The sequence below is a fragment of the Marseilla massiliensis genome, from assembly GCF_016899955.1.
GTDB lineage: Bacteria > Bacteroidota > Bacteroidia > Bacteroidales > Bacteroidaceae > Prevotella > Prevotella intestinigallinarum.
Genome location: NZ_JACJJL010000002.1, coordinates 118,100 through 138,851, shown reverse-complemented (window position 1 = coordinate 138,851; position 20,752 = coordinate 118,100). Strand labels below are relative to the sequence as shown.

The window sequence follows — 20,752 nt, the reverse complement described above, 5'->3', positions numbered from 1 at the left end:
GTGTGAACTGATTTTTATTTGGCTTTATTATCGATGAGACTCATTTACTGCACCCATTCTCTTTGTAATCCCGGTGGGATGGAGCGGGTTCTTGTTAACAAAGTTACATACCTTGTGGAGAAATTGCATTGGGATGTTTCCATCGTGACTACAGACCAGAAGGGGCGCCCGTCGTTTTATCCGTTGCCTGCAGGTGTTCGTGTCACAGACTTGGGAATAAATTATTCTGATGACAATGTGAAGAGTGTGACAGGTAAGATATTGGGGTATCTTCAGAAACGGCGCAGGCACAAGCGCCTGTTGACTTCATTGCTTGAGAGAGAAAAACCAGATATTGTAGTTTCACTATACCCTTCCGAATCTTCGTTCATACCAGACATCAAGGATGGTAGCAAAAAAGTATTGGAATTGCATTTCTGTAAATACTTCCGTTTGCAATATGGACGTAAGGGGCTGCTTGGGGTGATAGATAAGTGGCGTACGCATCAAGATGAGCGGATTGTTCGTAAGTTTGATAAGTTTGTTGTATTGACAAATGAAGATAAGGAATATTGGGGAAATCTTCATAATATAGAGGTAATACCGAATGCAGCGATGAATATTGGGGGGCATTTTTCTGATGTCACTAACCATCGGGTTATCGCAGTAGGGCGTTTAGACTACCAAAAAGGGTTTGACCGCCTAATACAAGCATGGGAATATATAAATAAGAGTGGACTGTATTCCGATTGGTGTCTTGATATTTTTGGGCAGGGTGAATGGAAAGAGATGCTGCAAGAGATGGTTCAGGCTAAGAACTTGTCAGTATCTGTGCACCTAAATTCTCCTGTGAAGACCATCGGAGAGGAATATGTCAATAGTTCATTGTTGGTAATGAGCTCTAATTATGAAGGTTTCCCTATGGTAATGATAGAGTCTATGGCCATAGGTCTTCCAGTTGTAGCATTCGATTTCAAATGCGGCCCGCGTGACATCATATCCGATGGTGAGAATGGTTTGTTGGTGTCCAATGGTGACATTCCCGGTTTGGCAGGGGCGATGATGAAGCTCATGGGCGATTACGAATTGCGTCGTCGGATGTCGGGTAAGGCCCGTCAGGTTGTTGATACCTATTCGGAAAAGGCTGTCATGGACAAATGGGTTCGGCTGTTTACTTCCTTAGCTGTCAAATGAGAAAGTTGCTTCAGATAAATCCCGTGTTGCGTGTTTCCACGTCTACCGGTAGGATCATGCAGGAGATTGGGGAACTTGCCATTCGCAACGGTTGGCATAGTTACATAGCCTATAGCAGGGGGCGTGATGGAATAAAGCCGTGTCATTCAGAGCTAATTCCTGTCGGCAACAAGCTGAGTGTCTTTGGTCATGGCTTGGCCACGCGTCTGTTCGACCGCCATGGCATGGCTTCCCGGCTGTCAACGATGCAGTTTATTCATCGTTTGGAATCTATCAGGCCAGATATAATACATATACACAACATACACGGATATTTTCTTGATTACCGTTTGCTGTTCAAGTATTTGTCGCGTTGTTCCGTCCCTGTCGTCTGGACAGTCCACGACTGTTGGCTTTATACCGGCCATTGTTACTATTATTCATATATAGGATGTGACAAGTGGCAGACGGGATGCGGCCATTGCCCACAGCGCGGTGAGTTTCCGCGGAGTTTATGGGTTGACCGTTCCAGGCGTAATTATGAAGATAAGCGCAGAGCTTTCACTTCGATTCCTCGCGACAGGTTGACCATCGTGCCGGTTTCAGACTGGATAAGGGATGAGATGCGCAAGTCGTTCTTCCGCGATTATGATTTCCGCGTAATACACAACGGCATAAACACAGATGTCTTTGATATATCAGACCCTTCCGACGTAAGGATTCGATACAACTTGTCTGATAAACATATAATACTGGGTGTGGCCAGCATTTGGAGCCGTGAGAAGGGGCTTGACGATTTTGTCAGCCTTGCTGGTATGTTGCATGACGACGAGGTTGTTGTGCTTGTTGGCATTAAGCCCGATGAACAGCGCTTGCTTCCGGACAATGTCATCGGTATTGCCCGCACAGAAAATGTCAGCCAGTTGGCTCAGTTATATTCTGCTGCCGATGTGTTTGTCAATCCCACATGGCAAGACAATTATCCTACGGTAAATATGGAAGCCATATCATGTGGCACCCCCGTTGTTACATATCGAACAGGTGGCAGCGTTGAGGCTGTCACCGATGAAACAGGGCTTGTTGTCGAAAAAGGAGATGTGAGTTCCTTGCTTGGTGCTGTGCGCCTGGCCATTATGCGAGGCAAGTCGTATTACAGCCATTTGTGCCGGGTTTATGCTCTTGCCCATTTTAAGAAAGAAGAACGCTATGCCGACTATCTTTCGCTTTATGATGAGCTTTTGAGTCGTTAGGGCATATTTCGATTGCGTTCTATCCATCTTGCATGTCATTATTCCGTGTTATCCTATGTCAACGGGGGCAACATTTGTTTCGGGGCGTCAACGTGCATTGTTGCTCCGGCGCCATGCATTGCATTGCAAGTATGAGAAGGCGGTTAAATTGTATGCCGACACAGACATGTCTGTGAAGGACATCGCAATCGAGTGTGGGCATACCGCAGGTGCTTTGGGAAATTACCTTCGTCGTTATTGGCGTGAGTTAGTGCTGCACCGTCACGGTATAACCGTTGAAGATAAAGATTTGTTGTCATTTAAAATAATAGAGGCGGGAGGTATGTCGGCGTCAGCCAGGATAAAGTATGGCTCAGCCGTCGAAGCATGTCGCTCACTTGATTACATAGAGTTGAACATGTCACAGGTGGCGCGCAAGTTCTCGCTTGATGCCACTGCTTTGGCCAATTTCATGCGGGTGCACTTTCCCGACGTGTTGTCGTGGCGAGAGCAGTTGCGTCGCAGTTTCGGCTTTTGCAATGGTGTTCATCGGGGCGTCAGGCCCGAAAGCCTTGATCAATATGCAGAGGCCGTAAGGCTTTACCGAACAACCGACATGACGCAGGCTGAGATTGCCAGCAAGTGTCGTGTGTCTTTGGGTGGACTTAATCAGCATTTGCGCTTTTACTGCAATGACGTGCTTTGCCGTAAGCGGCAGAGCCGTAAGATTGCCAAGGAAAATGATAAAAAACGTTTTGGTGAGAATGCCGGCAATGGCCGTAAGCATGCTCCGGCACCGTCCACGGTGCATAAGTATGCCGGGGCCTTGGCACTCTACCTTGATACAGATATGACAATTAACGAAGTTGTTGCCCGTACGGGCGTTTCTGCCGGCGGCTTTCGCTTTTATCTGCGCAGGTGGCACGGTGGTGGTCGTAGCACTGTCGCGACGTCCTGTTCGTTGCGTGCGGCGGCCAAGTATGCAGCTGCTATTGACAGTTTGCGTTGCAGGCCTAGGCCTGTTGCTCAGGTTGCAGCCGATTTTGGACTGAATCCAGATGTGTTCCGTTGCTATTTGCGGGCCCATGAGCCGGAGCTGGCTTCTCGCCATGGGCGTATGCGCACGGCCAAGGGTCGGTTGGTCTCTTCGGCCAGTCGTGAAAAGTATGCCGAGGCTTTGCGCCTTTATTCCACCACGGCCGAGAGCCTGCGTTCCATTGCTTCGCGTCTCGGCTTGGTTTACAACAGTGTTGGCGGGTATATCCGCCGCAATCATCCCGAGGCAGTTGCCCTTCATGCATCACGGGTGGCTGCCAATGCAAATGCTTGATGATAAATCTCACCTTATTCATGGATACACAAAAACTAAAAGTACTACAGTTGGGCAAGTTCTACCCTGTCTTGGGCGGGGTAGAGAAAGTCGCCTATGATCTTATGGTCGGGCTGTCTGAGCGTCATGTGCAGTGCGATATGCTTTGTGCTGCCGTCGATGGCAAAGGGCGTGAGATAGTTGTCAATGACTATGCTCACCTGATATGCTGTCACACCTGGGCTAAGGCTTGTGCCACCATGATTTCACCTTCTATGGTTTCAACGCTCCGTAACATTTGTCGGCGCTATGACATCATCCACGTCCATCACCCAGACCCCATGGCCAGCATGGCTTTGTTCTTGTCCGGTTATCGTGGGCGTGTCATTCTGCATTGGCATAGTGACATCCAGAAGCAGCGGCTGCTCCTCAATTTCTACCGTCCGCTGCAACAGTGGCTTTTGCGCCGGGCCGACAAGGTTGTGGGCACCACCCCTGTATATCTGGCCGAGTCTCCTTGCCTGGGCCACGTGCAAGACAAGGCTGTGTGCATGCCTATTGGTGTTGAGCCGATGCATCCGAGGCCCGAGGCCGTCGATGCCATCCGTCGCCGTTATGCCGGCAAGAAAATTGTTTTCTCTCTTGGCCGTCTTGTTGCTTATAAAGGTTACAGCCACCTCATTTCTGCAGCCAAGTATCTTGGCGACGATTTTGTTGTGCTTATAGGTGGTTCCGGTGCTTTGCGCGAGACGTTGCAGCGTGAGATTGTCGAGCAAGGCTTGCAGGGGCGAGTCGAGTTGCTGGGGCGTGTCTCCGATGCCGATTTGCCGGGGTATTATGGGGCTTGCGATGTTTTCTGCCTCAGCAGTGTGCAGAAGACAGAGGCGTTTGGCATTGTGCAGATAGAAGCCATGTCGTGCGGCAAGCCTGTCGTGGCTACACAGATACCTCAGTCGGGGGTTGCTTGGGTCAATGCCAACGGTGTGTCGGGGCTCAACGTGCCACCGGCCGACGCAGCAAAGTTGGCCGAGGCCATAAAGTCCATCACTGCCGATGCCGATGCTTACAGGCGTTATTCTGCGGGGGCGTTGGAGCGTTATCGCAATCTTTTCACGAAGGAACGGATGATCGAAAAATGTTTAAGCATATATGAAAATGGATAATGAAAAGGACATCGTCTTTTCAAAGACATTGCAAATGGGAATGATAAATGAAGGTTCTGAAAACAATGGTGTCATGTCGCCTGCGGCAAAGGCTCTGAAGCGCGGGTTCGACATACTGTGCAGTGCGTTGGGGCTTGTTGTCACCTCACCATTGTTTCTTGTTGTTTGTTGGTTCATACGGCGCGAGGACGGAGGCCCGGCCATATTCCGTCAGGAGCGCATCGGTTACGGAGGGCGTCCGTTCATGCTTTACAAGTTCCGCTCAATGACAGTCATGTCTGAGGCTGATGGCCGTCCGGCCCTTTGCCAGAAAAACGACAAGCGACTCACGCATATAGGCCGTTTCTTGCGTGAACACCATCTTGACGAGCTCCCACAGCTGTGGAATGTGCTCAGGGGCGACATGAGCTTTGTCGGCCCCAGGCCCGAGCGCAAGTATTTTGTAGACAAGATCATGGCCGAAAATTCCGACTATGCCTTGCTCTACCAGTTGCGGCCCGGACTGTTCTCTCCTGCAACATTATATAATGGTTACACTGACACCATGGAGAAGATGCTCGAGCGTCTGCGTATGGATCTGGAGTATCTGCGCGACCGCTCGTTGTGGCTCGATTTGAAGATTATCTACCTTACGGTGATGTCAATACTTACTGGAAAGAAGTTCTGATGGCTTACCGTATCAAGAGTCCGGTGGAGAGGCGGATGAGTGTTATGTGTCAACGGCAGGGCTGCCTGCCACAGATGCGTGGCGTTGCTTACGGCCATGATGTGGTGGGGCCCGTACTTGTGAGGCTCCTGTCTCCTTACTCCTGGAATATGATTTCAAACAAGATAAAACCCAAAGCCAACCTGCGTTTGCGCAAGGTAGGCAAGCAATACATGATAGTGGAATCCTGTGCTGACAATGTCAACATGAGCAATGTCTTCAGTCTCAACAAGACTGCGGCCAGGCTCTGGGAACGCATTGAGCAGGCTGATGTCACTACAGCAGAGCTGGTCGATTGGCTCTGTTCCGTCTACGACGTCGACGCCGTCACTGCTTATCGTGACGTTGAGCGTCAGTTGTCCGAGTGGCGGTCGTTCGGGCTGTTGGAATGACAGCTTTGTGCCGCCGTCTGCTTAGTGCATCGTGGTTTCCGTCGTGTTTACTCTTTTGGCTGCACCCATGCAGTGCAGTCTGTATGCAATACACAGTTATTTCAGATGATTATAAATCGATCGGCAGGCGCTGTTTCGGCGTCATCCTGTTGCATGGCCGTGCAAGGTGCTGCCTCTGTCGAGGCCCAATGCGCAGAACGCATGGCTTTGCTTGTGCTGTTGCGTTCAGGCTTGTGGGAGCGCGAGCCCGACGATTTGGGCTGTTTCCCGCTTTCTGACGAGTCGTGGGGGCGGCTGTATCGATTGGCGCGCCAGCAAACTGTGACAGGTGTCGTGTTTCGTGGCTTGCAGCATTTGCCCGACGAGCTGCTGCCTCCCGGGCCTTTGCTTCTGCGATGGGCTGCCGAGGTCGATGCCATTGAGCGCCGCAACAGGGCCGTCGATGCAGCTGTGGCAGAGCTTTGCTCCAAGTTCCGGGCCAATGGCCTCGAGCCGGTTTTGCAGAAGGGGCAGGGGGTTGCCCTTTGCTATGCCGACCCGGCTTTGCGCGAGTCTGGCGACATTGATTTTTGTTTCGCGGGCAGTCGGTCGTTTGCCGCCGCGGCCGCTTGCGTCAGACAGATGGGCATCGAGGCCTCAAGCCATGCCGACGGCAGCCTGCACTACCGCTGGCGTGGGGTTGACGTCGAGCACCACAACCGGCTTCTCGACTTGCACAATCCGTTGCTCAGGGGCTACGCCGAGTCGCTCGTCGACCGTTGGGGCTACAGTAGCGTCGGGTTGCATTCCGTGCCCGGCTCTGATGTCAGCATACCGTCTCGCCGTCTTTGCTTGCTGTTGCTCAACTTGCATATCCTCAAGCATGTCGTTGGCCGCGGCATAGGCCTACGCCAGTTGTGCGATATGGCCCGTGCGTGCCATGTGTTCCACGGTGGCGACAGCTCGGCCGAGATGGAGCAGGTTGCCGGGCGGTTGGGTATTGGTCGGTGGAGCGCCCTCTTGCACTCGTTTCTTGTCGATTGCCTGGGGCTTTCGCCGTCGTGCCTGCCGTATTCAGCCAGGGCTGGCAGTGCGGCTTCCTTGTCGGCCATAGTGTGGGCGGGTGGCAATTTCGGCCATTATTCCCCTACGGGGCGTATGTCGTCAGGTTCGCCTGTTGTTGCCCGCAAGTTTCTTACAGCCCGTTCTTTTTTGTGCAATATGCGTTTTTCACTCTGTTATGCTCCAAAGGAAGCGTTATGGATTATGGCAGAACTAATGAAAGGTCAGTTCCGATGATGTCCGAACATTGTTATTCTGTTGGTGGCTTTGTCCTTTCGGTCAGTCTGCCTTCTGCTGTCAGTCCCGACATCCTTCTGCCATCATTTCGTCCTTTCAAGGCCGGTGGCAGCCATGATGGCGTTGAGTTGTTGCGTTTTGCAGCCCGTCCGCTATCGTCCATGCCCGAGGTCGACGTCGTGCGCCTGCTCGACGACAGTGACAACGACATGGGCCATATCCGCCTTTACAGTGTGGGCGGCGGCTATCTTGTCGAACTGTGCTCAGCTTTCGGGGGTGCCTGCCACCGCATGTTGGCCTCACCTGATTTCAGCCGCGTGTGTGCCTATGTGCGTTGGGAGGATGCAGGTGTGGGCCTTGTCGTGTCATCGTTTGTCCGCATAGCCTATTCACAGGCCGTCTTGGGCCACGGTGCCGTGTCGCTTCATGCAGCGGCAGTGTGCCATGCCGGCCGTGCCTATCTTTTCATGGGGCGTAGCGGCACGGGCAAGAGCACCCATGCGTCGCTCTGGCTTAAGCACATAGCCGGTGCCGAACTGCTCAACGACGACAACCCTACTGTGCGCATCGTTGGTGGCGAGGCCGTGGCTTACGGCACGCCGTGGAGTGGCAAGACGCCGTGCTACAGGCAGCTGGCTTTCCCTATCGATGGCATAGTGCGCCTTGTCCAGGCTCCGTCAAACCGTTTCAAGCTGCTCGAAGACATCGATGCTTTCATAGCCATTTACCCCGGCTGCTCGGTCATTGCCGAAGACATGGCCTTGTGCAACGGGCTCTACGACACTCTTGTTAGTCTTGCCGGGCTTGTCCGTGTGGGCACGCTTGAGTGCCTGCCCGACCGCGAAGCGGCGTTGCTCTGCCACGACAGCCTGGCGGCGCGCCCTTCTGTTTGAAGGCTCTGTGCCACGCATAAGTAGGTGTTCAAAATTAATTGCCATCAAATTGTGCGCTATTTCGGAGATGCATGCAAAAGTCCGAAGAGGGAGCGTAGCGGGCTACGCGACCGATGAGACTTTGGCATGCGGCCCGAAAGAGCGCACAAGATGGTGGCAAAGACATAGAGGACACCTGCAAGGTCTATTGTATCGGTTAATTTTGAGCAGCTACTTACATATAATTATAAATGCATCATAAACAATCTTTTTTAGAACCATTATCATCCGATTAACAAAAACAAATGAACAAGAAACTTTTGTTGGCAAGCCTGCTTGCCGTGTTGCTCTTTTCATCGTGCTCGCGTAAGAGTTACGTCTACCTGCAGGACATGAAAGGGGGTACGGGCTATCCGTATGAATCAAACTATGAGGCTGTGGTGCATCGCGACGACCGCCTTAGCATCACTGTCAGCAGCAAGAATCCTGAACTGGCCATACCGTTCAACATCTATGGGGGAACGTTCCGTGTTGGCGAGGATGGCAATGTGTCTGCCAGTTCAACAACACATGTCAATGAAAAGGGCTACCGTGTCGATGTAGAGGGCAACATTGATTTTCCGATACTCGGCAAGTTGCACGTTGAGGGCCTGAAGGTGAGCGAGGTCGTCAATCTCATAAAGAGGAAAATCATCGAGGGCAGTTACATGAACGACCCGATAGTGGCTGTCGAGTTCCTTAACTTCAAGTATACCGTGCTTGGCGCAGTGGGGCACAACGGCACTTTCTCTGTCGATGGCGACCGCATCACGTTGCTCGAAGCCATAGCCAATGCCGGCGACCTTACTGCCAAGGCCCGTACAGACCGTGTCACCGTCATCCGCGAGATGAACGGCGAGCGGCGCATGTACATCAATGACATCACGAGCAAGGATGTGTTCGACTCGCCTGCGTTCTATTTGCAGCAGAACGACATAGTCTACGTTGAGCCGAAGTACAAGAAGAAAGACAACGAAGACCGTGGCTGGCAGATTGGTACCACATTGCTCTCGGCTATCACAGCCGTATGCTCCATTCTTTGGGCCATCAAGTGAGTTTCGTTTACAGTTGCTGCCAGCATCCGGGGCGCGCCTTTTTTGCGGCATTCGGTTGCCGTCGTGGGGGCGTTGCTTCTCTTTTGCCTCATGGCAGTGAGACATAGTTAAATATAAAAATGCAAACAAACAATTCAAACAACAAGTCAGAGCAGGGCATCAATATCGTCGACTTGCTCTTGTACTTCGCTTCAAAGTGGAAGTGGTTCTTGCTTTCGGTGATTGTCTGCGGAGGTTTCGCATGGTATAAGTATGCCTGTGCGCCATTTGTTTATTTCCGTTCGGCTACCGTCATCATCAAGGATCCGTCTAACAAGGCTTCAACGGCCGGACTCGACCGTTACGACAACTTCATCAACAAGGTCAATGTGGCCAACGAGGTGCTGCAGTTCCGTTCAAAGCAACTCATGGCCGAGGTGGTGAAGCGTGTGCGTGCCGATGTCAGCTATCAGGTGAAGGACGGCTTGCGCCACAACGAGCTTTACAAGCAGTCGCCGGTGCAGGTGAGCTTCACCGACGCCACCGACGCACAGTATGCTGCCCTCACTGTCACGCCGCGCGACAAGCAGACCGTGGTCGTGACCGACATCACCGGGGCCGACGAGTCGGCCAGCTACACCGTCAAGCTCGGCCAGGCCGTGACGCTGGGCAAGTCGATGCGCGTAACCATAACCCCGACCAATTATTATGGCTCGTCGTGGATGGGTACGCCCGTGCGTGTACAGAAGCTGCCGCTTGAGTCGGTGGTGGCCCGCTATAAGGGGGCTTTGGGCATACGGCAGGAAGAAGACGAATCGTCTATCCTGACGCTTGCCCTGAAAGACAATTCGCCAACGAGGGCCGAAGATGTGCTCAACATGCTCATCACCGTATATAACGAGGAGGCCATCAAGGACAAGAACCAGGTGGCTGTCAATACTGCCAACTTCATCAACGAGCGACTCATCATCATCGGCAATGAGCTCGGCAGCGTGGAGTCCGACCTCGAGTCGTTCAAGCAGCGCAACCAGATTCTCGACATCTCTTCGACGGCAAATATGTATATGGGCGAGTCGCAGAAGTACAATGCCGGCGCCCTTGAGCTGGAGACTCAGTTGAGGCTGGCCAATTTCATAAAAGACTATCTTGTAGACCCGAAGAAGGAAACCGAACTGATACCGGCCAATACCGGCATCGGCGACGCAGCCATCGAGAGCCAGATAAGCAACTATAACGCTGCAAAGCTCAAGCGCGACCGCCTTATAGGCGACAGCAGCGACAAGAACCCTGTGGTTGAAGAGCTCAACAACTCGCTGCAGGCAATGAAGCAGAACATCATCCGGGCTGTAGACAACATGATTGTCAGCCTCAACGTCAAGCGCAACGATGCACGCAACCGCGAGATGAGGGCTCGCAGCCGGGTGACGTCAATGCCTACCAAGGAGCGCCAGATGCTGTCCATCGAGCGCCAGCAGAAGATAAAGGAGGCGCTCTACCTCTTCCTGCTCAACCGTCGTGAGGAAAACGCCCTGTCGCAGGCCATGGCCGACAACAATGCCCGAGTTATCGACAGTGCCGACGGCCCCGACTCGCCTGTGTCGCCTCAGCGCAACCGCATCATCTTGCTTGGCTTGGCTGTTGGCGTGGCCGTGCCTGCTGTGGCATTGTTGTGCATCATGTTCATGGACACCCGTGTGCGTAGCCGCCGCGACATCGTCAAGGCTGTCAGCGTGCCGTTCCTCGGCGAGATTCCACTCGACAAGGAGCTTGCCCGCCAAAGGGCCAGTCAGCCCGATCCCGACGGAATGGTGGCCGAAGCCTTCCGCATATTGCGCACCAACATGACGTTCATGGGGCATCACGATGTGCCGATGAAGGTGGTCACCTTCACTTCGTTCAACGAGGGAGCCGGAAAGACCTTCGTTTCATTCAACCTGGCCGTGAGCCTTGTCAGGGCGCAAAAGAGGGTTGTGCTTGTCGACCTCGACATACGAAAGGGCACGCTCAGCCGTCACCTTGGGGCTGCAAAGGATGGTGTTACCAATTATCTGGCATCGCCTTCTGTGTCGCCTGAGGCAATCATCCAGCATGGCGATGCCGGTTTCGATGTCATATCGGCCGGCCACATAGCTCCAAACCCTGCCGAACTGCTCATGGACAGCAGGCTCGACGAGCTTTTCGATTACCTGCGCCAGCACTACGACTTCATCATTGCCGACAATGTGCCGGTGGGGGTTATCGCCGATGCTGCCATCGCAAACCGCATAGCCGACCTTACCATCTTCGTGGTGCGTGCCGGCAGGCTTGACCGCAGGCAGTTGCCCGACATCGAGACGCTCTATGAGCAGAAGAAGCTGAAGAACATGGCCCTCATACTCAACGGCGTGGCACCCGGACACCACGGCTACGGCTATGGTTACGGCTATGGCTACGGTTATGGCTACGGCTACGGGCATAAGCATAAGCATGGAAAGAAATTGAAGAAATAAAATATTGACATCATGATTGGCCAACAGTGTTTGGCAGATAGTTTTTAGTGTATGTGCACTTAATGGATGCCGTAAACTAATAAGTCTCTCAATACTGCATCAGCAACAGCAAATATCAACTATAGTTAAATAAAAAACTTTATCGCGATGAAAGAAGAAAAGAAAGAAAAGTATGAGTCTCCTCGCACAGAGAAGACGCAAGTAAACCTGGAAAGTGGGTTTATGACTGCCTCGATTTTCGAGGACGTGAACAACCAAGACGACGGCGTTAGCATCGAAGGCCATGAAGTTGGCAATACCGGTGATTATACAACAATTGGTTGGGATTTTCAAGATGAACAAATTAATACCACAAACAGTTTTAATTGAGGAAACATTATGAAAAAACTAATGTATTCTTTATTTGCAACCGCTCTTGTAGTCTTGAGCGGTTGTCAAGACGATGTCGTAGAGCAAAAGCCGTCTACACCCGCGCAAGTCGGCGATGAAATATCGTTCGGCTCTTCACTGCGTGATGTGCAGACTCGTACTATCTACGACGACGAGCCTACACAGGCCGAAGACGGCAGTTATTATTACCGTGTAAGATGGGAAGAAGGCGACCAGATAGCAATATACTGCCCCCAGGCTTCCAACGGCACATTGGTAAACTACTCGGTTTCTCCCGATGCAAACGATCCAACCCGTTCAAGCCGCGTGACAAAGGTAAATACCGATAAACCGGGGCTGCAGTGGGGCGAATCTGATGTACATCGCTTCTATGGATTCTATCCGGCAAACCGTGTTACGGGAACTGAAAACGGCCTCATCAACGGGCATGTGCCTACAGAGCAGAGGCCTGAAGGATGGAATGAGGTAACAAACAACAACGGTGGAACAAACTTCTATGGAAAAACCAACACAGACAATGCTTATATGTGGGCCTATGGTGAGTTTACCAAGAGCACCATGGGTAACCAAGATGTTCCGCTTACGTTTCATCCGTGGATGACAGTCTTGCAGATTAAGATTCCCGGCCCGACAAGTGGCACGATGAAGATTTCAAACGTAAACATAATTGCCAAAGAGGGAACTCAGACTGCAATAGCCGGCGATTTCGTCTGTGATATGACACCTGTGGAAGAAAATGGTGCTACTGGTGTTCCTGTTTATAGATCCACAACAGAGGGACAAGTGACAAACACCATATCAATCTCTGGTTGGAACAGTGATGTTCAAGACTTTGTTGAGCTTGACAGCCCCAACGATACAATGATTGTGCGTGCTTATCTGCTTCCTATCGACGATTCGCCTACAGCGCGCAATCTGCAAATCGCTGTCCAGACAATGAATGGTGCTCCGCTTACAAGAACCCTGGGGTACAGCAATACAGATGATGATAACTCAATCCAGCCGCATAAGGTAAACACTGTAATACTGCCGAATTTGACTGCAACAAACCGGACAAACTATTGGATGAGTTCGCTTGACAGAAATATTTATCTTTCTGAGCTGTCCATCCCCGGCAGTAAGTTCTCTTATCTTACGTCTACTAATGCAGGTGACAATGCCGCATTCCAAGGTGAGGGTATTGAACAGCAGTTCCTTGACGGAGTACGTGGATTCATTGTTCAGGTTGGTGCAAATGCTACGTATAATGCAACTCTAACTGGTGGTGGTTTTTTCCCGAGTTATGATTACACTTATACAGATGCAACACTGCCAATTTTCTGTGGAGGTGGAGATGATTTGTCTGATGCGATAACCCATATTGCAAACGCACTGGAAACAGCAGAAACGTCTTTGAACCAAGGAGGTCAAGACCGAAATCTGGAATGTGCGGTTGTGATGATTACTTACGCTGGTAATGATGCTGTGTCGGCAGGCTTCACAGGTAGTGGTTCTTTTCATAGTATAAGGGATGTCGGTGGAGCAGAACATGTATGGATGGACGCTATCGCCAATGAGCTGAAACAGCTTGGAGAAGATGACGCTAAAAGAATTTATACAGGAGAAATCACTGCCAATACCACGCTTGACGATGTTAAAGGCAAGATAATCCTGAAGGTTAATACAAACAGCGATGCACAAAACGGGTACATTGCGGCTAATGACGATGTGCCTGCATTGTTCTCCCGTTGGAATGGAGCAACAAATACTGTTCCTTTGCGTTGGGGGTCTCCAAACACAAATTCAACACGTACACCGCTTAACTGGATGTATCAGGAGGCCACACACGTTGGAACTGGCACAGAAATTACGCCTGCCAACAAGTATGCTTATGCGATAGACATATTTACCAACAGCGTAGGCATGTATGAGCAAAATGACGCCCATGATACATGGTTCATGAACGACTGTGGAGGTACATTCCACGGGAATGTGTCAGGTACTAACGGTTATGACAGAGATTATGGTAATGGCGATACTAATGACGAGGCACCGATTGCCTTTGCGAGCTGGTTCAATCCGCAGATTACAAGATACCTGCAGGAGCGCGACGCAAACGCTTCGCTTGGCCTTGTGTTCTTCAACTTTGCCGATAAGCAGCAGAACTCCGGTCGGAAATATGGCACCGACAATCTGATACAGTCCATCATCGACAACAACTTCAAGTTCAACCTGCGTAAAGAGGGCAGCAGCACCGACACCAACAACTCTTCTTTGAGCAACTCCGGCTCAGGTTATGGTAATGGTGGCGCCCTTATAAAATAATGCCACATCTCTCTCGTTTGCTCGGTATGGTTGCGCCATTGCTGTGGTGCGGCTGTACCGGGCAATGCCTTTAGCTTGCGTGCCGTCCTTTGCGGCATGTGGGCTCAGGCTGTTTGTGGCCAATGACTATCTAACCCAAAAACATAAAGCTTATAAGATAAAATGAAACGAAACTTAATACTCTGCTGTGCCGGTGCGCTTTTGCTGTGCGTTACGGCTTGCTCTGATACCGAAGGGTTGGGGCAATCACAGTTGCAACAGCAATCGCGCTTTACGCTGACCGCACATGCCGACAGCTATACGTCTCTGCCCGAGACGCGCACTGTTGTCGGTGGTGCCGACGCCGACGGTTCATTGGAGATGTTGTGGTCGCCTGGTGACAGTATCGGTGTGTTCAGCGCGTCGGGTAGCGACGACGTCCCATATGTCAATTCGGCTGCCGAGGCTTCGGCCACAGCCGTGTTCACCGGCAGCATGGATGCCGGCAGCATACCGGCCTATGCCTACTACCCGTACTCGGCCCAAGTGACCTCCACCGATGCCATTCCCGTCGAGATACCCACCAACCAGAGCTATTCCGGGCCACAGTCTGTGGCTCAGTATGACGTCAAGGCTGCCACGGTAACCGCTGACGGGGCCGATGGCTACCAGTTGCATTTCCGCAACATGGCGGCGCTCGTGCGTTTCGACATCAGCCTCACCGACGACTATGGCTCATTGGCATCCGACGAGCGGCTGTGGTGCGTAGAGATAGAGACCGGCGACAATGTCACGGGCAGCTACACCTACGACCTTGGCAACATTGACGGCGGGCTTGTGCCTGCCGAGGGCGGTGGCCAGAGCAAGCTCATCAACCTTGCTTTTGCCAATACGCCATCGCTCAGCAATGAGATAACCGCTTATGCCGTGGTGGCTCCCGGCCGGCAAGACGGCACAACATGGAGGGTGCGTTTCATTACCGATAAGCACACTGTTGAGTTCACCACCCAGGCCTTGTGCGACTTTGAGGCCGGCAAGTTTTATACCATGCCCCTCAACGGCACAATACTGGTCAACAACGTGGGTTCGATGGATGTGGCCGAGACCGAGGAGACGGCCAACTGCTACATAGTGACAGAGCCGGGTGAATACAGTTTCCCGGCCACAGTCATAGGCAACGGACAGAAGGGCATCATACCCGGTGCGGGCTTCCATACCGAGACGGCTTACATCAGTCCGAAGTCGGCAGGCCTCGTATGGTCTGAAGCCCAGGATTTCGTTTCAAACGTCAGGCTTGAAGACGGTAGGGTGCACTACACCGTAGGCAGCGCATACAGCAACAATGCCGTGATTGCCGTCTACAGCGAGCCCGACTGCCAGGGCGAGATACTGTGGAGCTGGCATATATGGGGCACCATCGGCCAGCCAGAGGATGAGGAGTATACCAACCAGGCCGGTGCCAAATTCATGGTGCTTGACCGTGAGATAGGGGCGGTTCGCGTTGCCCAGTATGGCTGTTTGTATCAGTGGGGGCGCAAAGACCCGTTTCCCAACAATGTCGTGACCCGTTACTGGAATGGCAGTGAGCTCGTGAAATTCAACACCAATTTCGGTTGGTCGCACGTAAAGATAGACAATGCAACCATTGCCGACGCCATACACCACCCGATGGAGCTGATTGCCGGCAACGCCACTTCTCAGTACAATTGGCTCGGCGAAGACAACTACTACCTGTGGGGCGATGCCGGGCGCGAACTGCCCGACAGCTTGTATGAGGCATCGGCCGGTGCGGGCTGGAACCAGCAAAAGACCATCTACGACCCGTCGCCGGTGGGCTATCGCGTGGCCAACATCTTCACGTTCAGCGGCTTTACCAAGTGTGCCAGCGGCACCAACGCCGACATAGAGAAGGGCAAGCTTTCTTACATCAACTACGTCAAGGCACAGGAGGGCACCGACAAGTGGTATTTCAAGAAAAACGCCGACGACACCGAGGGCGTTCAATACCAGGACATCAGGGCCCGCGACGGCCGTGAGGGCTACCAGAAGAAAAACGCCGGCTACGGCGGCTACTGGTGGGCGGCCGAGGCCTATGCCGGGGCAGACAGGGCCTACGCCTGCTATCTGAAGACTGACCAGTATGTTCAGGGCGCCGACCGTTACAACGAGATACAGACCTACGGCAGGGGCTATCTGTTGCGCGACGCTTACGCTGTGCGCTGCGTGCGCGAATAAGACTGATAAGTAGGTGTTTAAAATTAATTGCCATCAAATTGCGCGCTGTTTCCGGGATGCATGCCAAAGTCTGAAGCGAGAGCGTAGCGGGCTACGCCACCGATGATACATTGGTATGCGGCACGAAAGAGCACACAAGATGTTGGCAAAGATATGGAGGACACCTGCAAGGGCAATTGTATCTGTTGATTTTGGACAGCTACTTAAATATATTTATAAACCAAATTTAAGCATATATGATTCGGAAAACATTGATTGCGGCTTTAGCTTTGGCTGCCGCAGGGCCGGTTTGCGCGCAAGACGCCCAGGCGGCTCAGGGTGCTGACGCCACAGAGTCTGTGGAGTACAGCAGTGACAAATACAAGGTGGAGACCAACCGGTTTTGGAGCAACTGGTTTGTCAGCGTTGGCGGTGGTGCGCAGGTGTACTTCGGCAACCACGACAAGCAGGCCGACTTCGGCGACCGCCTGAGCGGGGCGCTCGACGTGGCTGTGGGTAAGTGGTTTACTCCGGGCATCGGTGTGCGCTTCATGTACAGCGGACTGACCGTAAAGGGCGCAACGCAGAAGGGGGCCCTGGCCCACAGCACCGGCGAGGACGTGCCGGGCAAGGGTGGCAACGGCTACTGGCTCGAGAAGCAGAAGTTCAACTACTTCAACTTCCACTTCGACGCCCTGTTCAACCTGTCAAACCTGCTCTGCGGATACAACGAGAAGAGGGTCTACAACCTGAGCGCCTACGGCGGCCTTGGTGTGATGAAGGTGTCGGAGGAGCCTTCGGCAACCGACATATCGGCACACTTCGGCTTGCTCAACTCGTTCCGCCTGAGTTCGGCCCTCGACCTCAACCTCGACCTGCGCGGAACGATGGTCAACGACGAGTTTGACGGTGAGCCCGGCGGCCGCGGCGGCGAGGGCATGTTTACGGCCACCATCGGCCTGACCTACAAGTTCAAGCCGCGTGGCTGGGATCGCAGCAAGACTGTCACCCGCCTTGTTTACAACAACGACGAAATCAACGCAATGCGTGAGAAGCTCAACCTGATGAGCGAGGAGAACGCCCGCCTGAAGGAGGCCTTGGCCCGTGGCGGACAGGAGCGCGAGAAGATTGTGGCTGCTGCCAACCTCGTGATATTCGAGATAGGCAAGTCGAAGCTCAGCAACCTGTCGCGTGCTAACCTTGGCTTGCTCGCCGAAGTGATCAAGCAGGGCGATCCCAACGCTGTCTACACCGTTACCGGCTACGCCGACAAGGGCACCGGCTCGAAGGGTCTCAACGAGCGCTTGAGCAAGAAGCGTGCAGAGGCTGTGTTCGACTGCCTTGTCAATGAGTATGGCGTCAACAAGTCGCAGCTTAAGATTGACTATAAGGGCGGCGTCGACAACATGTTCTACGACGACCCGCGCCTGAGCCGTGCCGTTATCACGAGGAGCAACTAATCGGATTTCTAATTATACTTAATGGTTTTGACCACAGCCCGGTTCGCGACGGATAGGGCTGTGCAGCTAAGCCATTCCTATGTGCAGCCCCCTTTCTGCCTAAGCGTAGGTGGAAAGGGGGCTTTTGTTTTTTGCAATTATTTATAAGAAGGTGCTCTAAATTAATTGCCATCAGATTGTGTTTGCATGCTACCCCGAAAGAGCGCACAAGATGTTGGCAAAGATATATATATTCCCCCTGCAAGGCCAATTGCATCGGTTAATTTTGAACAGCTACTTAATACAGGCATGTGGCCGTGAAACGCCACTGCCGGCTTAACTTGAATGTAGGTATGGATGATGTGAATGAGGGTTTTCCGGCCGGTGGCGACGCTTCCGGTTGCGGCAGCCTGGTGCTCGACAACGACGAGTTTTTCGGCCAGGTGTCGTCTTTGCTGGCTGCCGGCCAGCGTGTCACGCTGCGTGCCCAGGGCAACAGCATGTTTCCGTTTATTGCCGGTGGGCGCGACAGTGTGGTGCTGCAGGGTGCCCGTGGCGCGGCCGTGGGCGACATTGTGCTCGCCCGTGTGCCAGGCTTGGGCTATGTGGTTCACCGTGTTTACCGGGTTGGTGGCGGATGGCTGTTGCTCATGGGCGACGGCAACCTGCATCGTACCGAGCGTTGCCGCGCGTGCGACGTGGTAGGCTGTGTGGTCAGGATAGTGCGTGGCCGCAGGGTGGTCGACTGCAGCTCGCCGGCCGAACGCATGCTGGCGGCTTGCTGGCGGGTGCTTCTGCCCGTGCGCCGTTATTTGCTCTGGGTGGCGCGGCGGTGCGCCGCCATGGCCGGAAACTGACTCGGCCTTCAGCCCTCCGGCCGCAGCCCCCTTGCGGCTTGCGGCCAAGGAAAATGCAATCCCGGGCTCTTCACCACTGTGGTGAGGAGTCCGGGATTGTCTGTATGTGCCCCGGCAGGCAGTTGTTTGCGCCGGGTTACACGAGGTGGGCGATGTGCTCTTCGCGGTCGCCGGGCAGCATGTCGACCACGGGTATCTCGATCATAGTGTAGCATCCGGGCTGCAGGCGCATCGACGCGCGGGCCACGTTGACCAGCACCTGGGCGGTCAGGGCGGGGTTGTTTATGCTCATCGAGAACTCGAAGCGCTGGTTCTGCGTCTTTCCGCTGACGCCCTTGCGCGTCATGTGCACGCCGTGGCCCATGTCGCGCACCTCGTCAACCGACGGCACTGCAAAGACATGGGTCTCGTCGCTGGCGAAGTAGGGGTCGGCCTTGATGGCCTTGGTCACCTCGTCGAGGCTGGCCCCGTCTTCCAATTCAACGTACACCATGCGGCGGTGTATGCCCTCGCCCAGGGGGATGGTCATCGACAGGGCGTTTTTCACGCCGGCCTTAGAGCGCACGCACACGCTGTGGCCCATCGACATGCCGGGGCCGAAGTTGGTGTACGACAGCCCTTTGGGGGCAAGGCTCTGCAGCAGCGCGCGCACTATCGAGTCGGAGCCCGGGTCCCATCCGGCGGCAATCACCGACACGCGGCCGTGCTCGCGGCATATCGGCATCATGTCAGAGCGGTACTGGCTTATCTGCTGGTGTATGTCGAAGCTGTCGACAGTGTTGATGCCCAGCGGCACAATCTGGCGGGCGTACTCCTCGCAACTGCGCGTGGGGGTGGCCAGGATGGCCACGTCGACGTCTTTGAGCTCCCTTATGTCTTTCACCACTTCGTAGGCAGACAGCTCCTGCGGCTTGCCTTCGGCGCCGTGGCGGCGCACTATGCCTGCTATCTCGAAGTCGGGTGCGGCCTCGAGGGCCTGCACTGTGTAGTGTCCGATGTTGCCGTAACCCACTACGGCTGCTCTTATCTCCTTCATCTTTTTATGGTGTTAAAAAGTTAAACTTGTTCGTTTCCGATTGCAAAAGTAGTCTTTTTGAATGAGAAGCGTGACAGATGGGCACTTAAAATAAGTAAAAAGTTGCACACTGCAATAATCGCTCATGTTTTGCCGCCGGGATACAATAAATCGTAAGCAAACGGCGTTTATAAAGGTGTATATACACAAACAGCAACAAAGCAAAAAGTATGATAGAATACATTAAGGGTGAGCTTGCGGAGCTGACACCCGCGCTGGCCACCGTCGAGGCGTGCGGCGTGGGCTACGGGCTCAACATCTCGCTCAACACATACACGGCCATACAGGGCAGGAAAGAGGTAAAGCTATATGTATATGAGGCCATACGCGAAGACGCATACGCTCTGTATGGCTTTGCCACCAGGAAGGAGCGCGAGCTCTTCGAGCTGTTGATAAGCGTGTCGGGCGTGGGCACCAACACGGCGCGCATGGTGCTCTCGTCGATGACCCCGGCCGAGCTCTGCGACAGCATATCCACCGGCAACGAGCGGTTGATAAAGAGTGTCAAGGGCATTGGGCTGAAAACGGCGCAGCGCATCATCGTAGACCTGCGCGACAAGATTGTGGCCCTGGGCATCACGGGCGAGATACCTGTGGGCGGCTCCGTCTCGGCGCCTGTCGACAACCGCGTGAAGGACGAGGCCGTGAGCGCGCTCACCATGCTCGGCTTTGCGCCCGCCCCGTCGCAAAAGGTGGTGGTGCAGATACTCCAGGAGCGCCCCGATGCCCCTGTCGAAGAGGTGGTGAAGCTGGCCCTGAAGCAGATAAAGTGACCGTTGGCGCAAAGCCGTTTCGACTCCGTGGCCGCGCGGCCCAAGCCATTGTGCCACA

Annotated in this window: 17 protein-coding genes; 16 read left to right on the top strand and 1 reads right to left on the bottom strand. The window is 53.4% G+C overall.

What is annotated here, in order from left to right; translation table 11 throughout:
- Positions 1–33: 33 nt before the first annotated feature.
- From H6B30_RS01765 to H6B30_RS01695, 15 genes are all read left to right on the top strand, one after another.
- A complete protein-coding gene (locus H6B30_RS01765) occupies positions 34–1,173 on the top strand; it encodes a glycosyltransferase family 4 protein (protein ID WP_205107299.1) in 1,140 nt (379 codons plus the stop codon).
- Positions 1,170–2,402, top strand: a complete 1,233-nt coding sequence (locus tag H6B30_RS01760) for a glycosyltransferase (RefSeq protein WP_205107297.1) — start codon at positions 1,170–1,172, stop codon at positions 2,400–2,402. The genes H6B30_RS01765 and H6B30_RS01760 overlap by 4 nt, the downstream gene beginning before the upstream one ends.
- A 166-nt stretch (positions 2,403–2,568) precedes the next feature.
- Entirely contained in the window at positions 2,569–3,711 is a 1,143-nt protein-coding gene (locus H6B30_RS01755) for a hypothetical protein (protein WP_239483437.1), read from the top strand.
- Positions 3,712–3,731: 20 nt separating this feature from the next.
- Entirely contained in the window at positions 3,732–4,853 is a 1,122-nt protein-coding gene (locus tag H6B30_RS01750) for a glycosyltransferase (RefSeq protein WP_205107295.1), read from the top strand.
- Between the two features lie 34 nt (positions 4,854–4,887).
- Positions 4,888–5,520: a sugar transferase gene (locus tag H6B30_RS01745; RefSeq protein ID WP_205107482.1), complete on the top strand. Its 633-nt coding sequence runs from the start codon at positions 4,888–4,890 to the stop codon at positions 5,518–5,520.
- A gap of 149 nt (positions 5,521–5,669) precedes the next feature.
- Entirely contained in the window at positions 5,670–5,951 is a 282-nt protein-coding gene (locus tag H6B30_RS01740; RefSeq protein ID WP_205107294.1) for a PqqD family protein, read from the top strand.
- Positions 5,952–6,056: 105 nt separating this feature from the next.
- Positions 6,057–7,229, top strand: coding sequence for a nucleotidyltransferase family protein (locus H6B30_RS01735; RefSeq protein ID WP_239483436.1), 1,173 nt, complete (start codon positions 6,057–6,059; stop codon positions 7,227–7,229).
- Positions 7,226–8,122, top strand: coding sequence for a phosphoenolpyruvate carboxykinase (locus H6B30_RS01730; RefSeq protein WP_205107292.1), 897 nt, complete (start codon positions 7,226–7,228; stop codon positions 8,120–8,122). Before H6B30_RS01735 ends, H6B30_RS01730 begins: the two co-directional genes overlap by 4 nt.
- 284 nt (positions 8,123–8,406) lie before the next feature.
- Complete coding sequence (locus tag H6B30_RS01725; protein WP_205107290.1) at positions 8,407–9,195, top strand: polysaccharide biosynthesis/export family protein; 789 nt, start codon at positions 8,407–8,409, stop codon at positions 9,193–9,195.
- Positions 9,196–9,314: 119 nt separating this feature from the next.
- On the top strand, positions 9,315–11,663 hold the full coding sequence (locus H6B30_RS01720) for a GumC family protein (RefSeq protein WP_205107289.1): 2,349 nt from the start codon (positions 9,315–9,317) through the stop codon (positions 11,661–11,663).
- Positions 11,664–11,810: 147 nt separating this feature from the next.
- Positions 11,811–12,032 carry a hypothetical protein gene (locus H6B30_RS01715; protein ID WP_205107287.1) on the top strand — a complete coding sequence of 74 codons (222 nt, stop codon included), beginning with the start codon at positions 11,811–11,813 and terminating at the stop codon, positions 12,030–12,032.
- A gap of 9 nt (positions 12,033–12,041) precedes the next feature.
- Positions 12,042–14,357: a fimbrillin family protein gene (locus H6B30_RS01710; protein WP_205107286.1), complete on the top strand. Its 2,316-nt coding sequence runs from the start codon at positions 12,042–12,044 to the stop codon at positions 14,355–14,357.
- 162 nt (positions 14,358–14,519) lie between these two features.
- Positions 14,520–16,571, top strand: coding sequence for a fimbrillin family protein (locus H6B30_RS01705; RefSeq protein ID WP_205107284.1), 2,052 nt, complete (start codon positions 14,520–14,522; stop codon positions 16,569–16,571).
- Between the two features lie 236 nt (positions 16,572–16,807).
- Positions 16,808–18,010, top strand: coding sequence for an OmpA family protein (locus H6B30_RS01700; protein ID WP_205107283.1), 1,203 nt, complete (start codon positions 16,808–16,810; stop codon positions 18,008–18,010).
- Between the two features lie 332 nt (positions 18,011–18,342).
- Positions 18,343–18,846 carry a S24/S26 family peptidase gene (locus tag H6B30_RS01695; RefSeq protein WP_205107281.1) on the top strand — a complete coding sequence of 168 codons (504 nt, stop codon included), beginning with the start codon at positions 18,343–18,345 and terminating at the stop codon, positions 18,844–18,846.
- Between the two features lie 136 nt (positions 18,847–18,982).
- Here the strand turns inward: H6B30_RS01695 and H6B30_RS01690 are convergent, their stop codons facing one another.
- Positions 18,983–19,882 (bottom strand): diaminopimelate dehydrogenase, encoded by a 900-nt coding sequence (locus tag H6B30_RS01690; RefSeq protein ID WP_205107279.1) that lies wholly within the window; start codon positions 19,880–19,882, stop codon positions 18,983–18,985.
- Between the two features lie 209 nt (positions 19,883–20,091).
- Between H6B30_RS01690 and ruvA the strand changes: the two genes are divergently transcribed.
- Positions 20,092–20,694 (top strand): Holliday junction branch migration protein RuvA, encoded by a 603-nt coding sequence (ruvA, locus tag H6B30_RS01685; protein ID WP_205107277.1) that lies wholly within the window; start codon positions 20,092–20,094, stop codon positions 20,692–20,694.
- Positions 20,695–20,752 lie beyond the last annotated feature (58 nt).

Coding starts and splice junctions, on each gene's coding strand:
- H6B30_RS01765 (WP_205107299.1), top strand. CDS start 34: ATGAGACTCATTTACTGCACCCATTCTCTTTGTAATCCCGGTGGGATG.
- H6B30_RS01760 (WP_205107297.1), top strand. CDS start 1,170: ATGAGAAAGTTGCTTCAGATAAATCCCGTGTTGCGTGTTTCCACGTCT.
- H6B30_RS01755 (WP_239483437.1), top strand. CDS start 2,569: ATGTCTGTGAAGGACATCGCAATCGAGTGTGGGCATACCGCAGGTGCT.
- H6B30_RS01750 (WP_205107295.1), top strand. CDS start 3,732: ATGGATACACAAAAACTAAAAGTACTACAGTTGGGCAAGTTCTACCCT.
- H6B30_RS01745 (WP_205107482.1), top strand. CDS start 4,888: ATGGGAATGATAAATGAAGGTTCTGAAAACAATGGTGTCATGTCGCCT.
- H6B30_RS01740 (WP_205107294.1), top strand. CDS start 5,670: ATGATTTCAAACAAGATAAAACCCAAAGCCAACCTGCGTTTGCGCAAG.
- H6B30_RS01735 (WP_239483436.1), top strand. CDS start 6,057: ATGATTATAAATCGATCGGCAGGCGCTGTTTCGGCGTCATCCTGTTGC.
- H6B30_RS01730 (WP_205107292.1), top strand. CDS start 7,226: ATGATGTCCGAACATTGTTATTCTGTTGGTGGCTTTGTCCTTTCGGTC.
- H6B30_RS01725 (WP_205107290.1), top strand. CDS start 8,407: ATGAACAAGAAACTTTTGTTGGCAAGCCTGCTTGCCGTGTTGCTCTTT.
- H6B30_RS01720 (WP_205107289.1), top strand. CDS start 9,315: ATGCAAACAAACAATTCAAACAACAAGTCAGAGCAGGGCATCAATATC.
- H6B30_RS01715 (WP_205107287.1), top strand. CDS start 11,811: ATGAAAGAAGAAAAGAAAGAAAAGTATGAGTCTCCTCGCACAGAGAAG.
- H6B30_RS01710 (WP_205107286.1), top strand. CDS start 12,042: ATGAAAAAACTAATGTATTCTTTATTTGCAACCGCTCTTGTAGTCTTG.
- H6B30_RS01705 (WP_205107284.1), top strand. CDS start 14,520: ATGAAACGAAACTTAATACTCTGCTGTGCCGGTGCGCTTTTGCTGTGC.
- H6B30_RS01700 (WP_205107283.1), top strand. CDS start 16,808: ATGATTCGGAAAACATTGATTGCGGCTTTAGCTTTGGCTGCCGCAGGG.
- H6B30_RS01695 (WP_205107281.1), top strand. CDS start 18,343: ATGGATGATGTGAATGAGGGTTTTCCGGCCGGTGGCGACGCTTCCGGT.
- H6B30_RS01690 (WP_205107279.1), bottom strand. CDS start 19,882: ATGAAGGAGATAAGAGCAGCCGTAGTGGGTTACGGCAACATCGGACAC.
- ruvA (WP_205107277.1), top strand. CDS start 20,092: ATGATAGAATACATTAAGGGTGAGCTTGCGGAGCTGACACCCGCGCTG.